The 3,172-nt window shown below is 73.0% G+C and carries 2 protein-coding genes; both read right to left on the minus strand.

Features of this window, described 5'->3' with window-relative positions:
• Positions 1-51 precede the first annotated feature (51 nt).
• Positions 52-1,698 (minus strand): murein biosynthesis integral membrane protein MurJ, encoded by a 1,647-nt coding sequence (gene murJ / locus ACFVHO_RS40485; RefSeq protein ID WP_385725545.1) that lies wholly within the window; start codon positions 1,696-1,698, stop codon positions 52-54.
• Between the two features lie 74 nt (positions 1,699-1,772).
• Positions 1,773-2,963 carry a M6 family metalloprotease domain-containing protein gene (locus ACFVHO_RS40490; RefSeq protein WP_385725546.1) on the minus strand — a complete coding sequence of 397 codons (1,191 nt, stop codon included), beginning with the start codon at positions 2,961-2,963 and terminating at the stop codon, positions 1,773-1,775.
• Between the last annotated feature and the right edge of the window lie 209 nt (positions 2,964-3,172).

A 3,172-nucleotide genomic window follows, 5' to 3' on the forward strand; every position in this document is an offset into this window, starting at 1 on the left:
GTCGAGGGCCATCCCCGTTCTTCCGGCGATCGAGGACTGTCCGCCGCCGGGTCAGCGGAGGACGGAAAGCCGCAACTCACCGACCCTCAGCAGCCGTGCCAGCAGCAGGTATCCGACGACCAGCACGGCCGCGCCCGCCGTGAGCGCCAGGGCCGTCGTCGCCGTGCTCGCGGCATCCACCCGGTCCGCGCAGACGCGGGCCACCAGCCAGGCGAGGGCCCCTGCGGGGGCGGCGGCCAGGGTGAGCTTGCCGTACGTGCGCACCAGACGCCTGCCGTCCATGCGGCCGTCGAGGCGCCTGCGCAGCAGTCGCGCGGTGAGCAGCAGACCCACGGCGTACGACAGCGTGTACGCGGCGGCCATGCCGACGACCGCCCAGCGGGCGGGCAGGAGTTGGTGGCAGGCGGCGGCGAGGGCGATGTTCACGGAAGCGATCGACACCGCCGTCCAGAACGGCGTGCGGGTGTCCTCGTAGGCGTAGAAGCCGCGCAGCAGCAAGTACTGGGCGGAGAACGGGATCAGGCCGAGGCCGAAGGCCTGGAGCATCTGGCCGAGCGGGCGCGTGGCCGCTACGTCGGCGGCTCCGTGGCCGAACAGCAGCGCCGCCGTCTCCGGGCCGAGCGCCAGGAAGAAGAATCCGGCGGGCACGATCACCACGCCGGTCAGGCGCAGCGCGCGGGACAGTTCGTCGCGCAGGTCGTCGGTGCGGCCCTGCGCCGCGGCCCTGCTCAGCCGGGGCAGGAGCGCGGTGACCAGCGAGACGGTGACGATGGACTGCGGCAGGAGCCAGATGGTCTGCGCGTACGTGTACGCCGTGTACCCGGCCCCCGCGTGCGGCAGGCGCTGGTCGGTGGCGTTGGCGTAGTTCGAGACGACGGTCAGGGCGACCTGGTTGGCGAGCACGAACAGCAGGGTCCAGCGGGCGGCGCGGGCGCTCTTGCGCAGGCCCGTGCCGCGCCAGTCGAAGCGCGGCCGGAAGCGGAAGCCCGCCTCGCGCACGTACGGCAGGAGCGCGAGGGCCTGTAGCGCGATGCCGCAGGTGGTGCCGACGCCCAGGAGCCGGACCTGCTCGGCGGTGATGTCGCCGACGCTGTCCGGCGCCGTCATCAGCGCCAGGTAGGCGCCGAACATGGCGATCAGGACGACGTTGTTGAGGACGGGCGTCCACATCATCGCGCCGAACCTCTCCCGGGCGCCGAGGACTTGGCCGAGCATCCCGAACATGCCGTAGAAGAAGATCTGCGGCAGCAGGAAGCGGGCGAAGACGACGGTGAGTTCGAAGGCCTCGTGGTTCTCGGCCGTGTCGCGCATGTACAGCCCGACGATCTCCGGTGCCGCCCACACGGCGAGCGCCGTGCCCGCCGCGAGGACGCACAGCACCAGGGTGACCAGTCGCTGTTCGTAGGCCCGGCCTCCGTCGGTCTGGGTGGCGCGGGCCCGGACGAGCTGCGGCACGAGCACGGCGTTGAGCGCGCCGCCGATCAGCAGGGTGTACAGGCCGGTGGGCACGGTGTTCGCCGTGTTGTACGTGCTGGCCAGCAGGCCCGTGCCGAGCGCCGCCGCCTGGAGTACCTGCCGGATGAGGCCGGTCGCCCGGGAGACGACGGTGCCGACGGCCATGAGCAGCGAGGCCCGTGCGAGGCCGCCTTCTTTCGAGCTGTGCTTCTTGTGCTTTGCGATGGTGATCCCCTCCCCCATCCCGCCACCCTACGCAACGAAGATCAAGTAGGGGCAAAGGGCACACCACCCTCCAGGCCTGCTGAGCCTGGCCCTCAAGGCCTGCTGAGCCTGACGGTGTCCCCCGCCCCGCCACCCCTGACCACGGTGATCTTCGCTCCGGTTTCGGGGTCGGTGAAGGTCTGGCCGGGGGCGTGGGCGGCCAGGTCCAGTCGTGCGCAGCCGGGGGGCGGGGTGGTGGGCGGTGCGGCGTTCATGACGCGGACGGGGCCCTCGCCGGTCGGCGTGGCGGAGTCCACCTTGTAGATGAGGACGCCGGTGGAGCAGGCGTTCCGGTCATGGCCCTCGGCCCGGCGGGACTCGGCGACGTACGCCGTCGTCGTGCCGGTGCGCAGGACGGCGATCTGGGTGCCGCCCCCGCGCTCCACCGGAGTCAGCCGGACCGTGCGCCGTCCCTGTCCGGGCAGGCAGGCCACCTGGGCGTCGCGGATCCAGCCGAGCTTCCAGGAGTGCCAGCCGAGGTACTGCGGCGCGCGGCCCGCGATGTCGCCCATGACGTCCCAGCCGCCGGTGTACTGGTGGGTGTCGCCCGCGAACGCGTAGAGGTCGGGCAGGCCGAAGGTGTGCCCGGTCTCGTGGGCGGCGACCTTGTGTCCCCAGCGCCACAGGTCCTGGCCGAAGGTGACCCCCCATTTGACGCGCCTGCCGTCGGCGCCGACTCCGGCGGTGCCCGGGTCGAAGAGGTAGGTCGGGGAGAAGGTGACGGCGGTGGCAGCCCGGGTGGGGACGACCCAGACCATGTCGTAGCGGGAGAAGTCCGCGTGCGGGTCGGCGGCGGTGACGGCGTCCCGTACGTACTTCTCGTGCGCCTCGAAGGTCAGACCGCGCTCGAATCCGTACGAGGCGGAGTCGGCGGGCATCCGGATCCAGCGGTGCAGCGAGGTGACGGCGAGCCGGGAGCGGCCGTGGCTGGCCTGCTTCAACCAGCGCGCGGCAGGGGCGAGTCGGTCGGCGTAGCCGCGCGTGGAGTCGGTGGCGGGGGCGTCGGGGAAGTCGACGAAGAGGGTGAGGACCTTGCGGGTGCCGGTGGCACGCTGGAACTGCCGGGGGTCGGTGTCGTGGCCTTCGTCGGTCCAGCCGGTGCGGCCGGGAAGGGCGCAGTCGGACGCGGGGGCGGCGGACGCCGGGGCCGGGGTGACCGCTTCGGCCGCGGTGGGGGCGGCGAGGCAGGCCACGAGGGCGAAGGCCGCGGTCGACGGCGGCAGGCGGAGGGGCTGGGTGGGCATGGCTCTCCCGGGGGTGCGGAACGGCCCGCGGGTACGGGCCGGGCGGGGTGTGCGGGACGGGCGCGACGGTCGGGGTGCGCGGAACGGGCTGAGCGTCCGGAAGGGGAGCGGACTCGACTAGGGCCTGTCCGGCGGATCTTCGCGGAACAGCCCGCGGCGTCTGGTGCGTGCTCTCGGCGTGCGCCCGGATCGCCCTCGTACTGGACGTA

The sequence above is a fragment of the Streptomyces sp. NPDC127108 genome, assembly GCF_042677545.1.
In the GTDB taxonomy this organism is placed as follows: domain Bacteria; phylum Actinomycetota; class Actinomycetes; order Streptomycetales; family Streptomycetaceae; genus Streptomyces.